This is a genomic window from Streptomyces sp. UNOC14_S4, from assembly GCF_020740835.1.
GTDB lineage: Bacteria > Actinomycetota > Actinomycetes > Streptomycetales > Streptomycetaceae > Streptomyces.
The window spans coordinates 1-618 of sequence record NZ_JAINFC010001046.1 but is presented as its reverse complement, the minus strand read 5'-3'; the positions used below and the strand labels follow the sequence as shown (position 1 = coordinate 618).

Here is a 618-nt window from a genome sequence, read left to right as displayed (position 1 = left end):
GGCCATGGGGCGGGCGATGCCGACGGCGTCGACGGCGCCGTCGCGTACGAGGTGTTCCATGGTGGCGCGGGTGCCGCAGGCCGCCAGTGAGCATGAGGGGCACGTTGACGCGGTGGCGGACCTTGGTGGCGTAGTCGGCGAAGTAGGGGCCCTGGTGGGGTGTGTGGTGGACGCCTTCCATGGCGGGTTCGGCGTAGTTGCCGCCGGTGATTTCCAGGAGGTCGATGCCGGTGTCGGCGAGCGCGGCGGCGACGTCGAGGGACTCGGTCTCGCTCAGGCCGCCGTACTGGAAGTCCTTCGAGTTGAGCTTTACCGAGACGGGTACGGCAGGGCCGACGGCCTCGCGTACGGCGGTGACGGTCTCCAGCAGGGCTCGGCGGCGGCCCGCCCGGGTGCGGCCGTAGTGGTCGTCGCGGGTGTTGGCGAGTGGGGAGAGGAACTGGGAGAGGAGGTAGCCGTGTGCGGCGTGGATCTGGATTCCGTCGAAGCCTGCGGCGATGGCGAGTTCGGCGGTGCGGGCGAAGTCGCGGATGAGTGCCTGGATGCGCTGGGCGGTCAGTTCGCGTGGGGTGCGCAGGTTGTAGCCGGGGACGGGTTCGCGGGTGGCCGAGGGGGCCA

Annotated in this window: 1 pseudogene; it reads right to left on the bottom strand. The window is 70.9% G+C overall.

The features are described 5' to 3' along the window. Nucleotides 1–618, bottom strand: a pseudogene (locus K6I34_RS37820) (hypothetical protein); the annotation flags it as partial.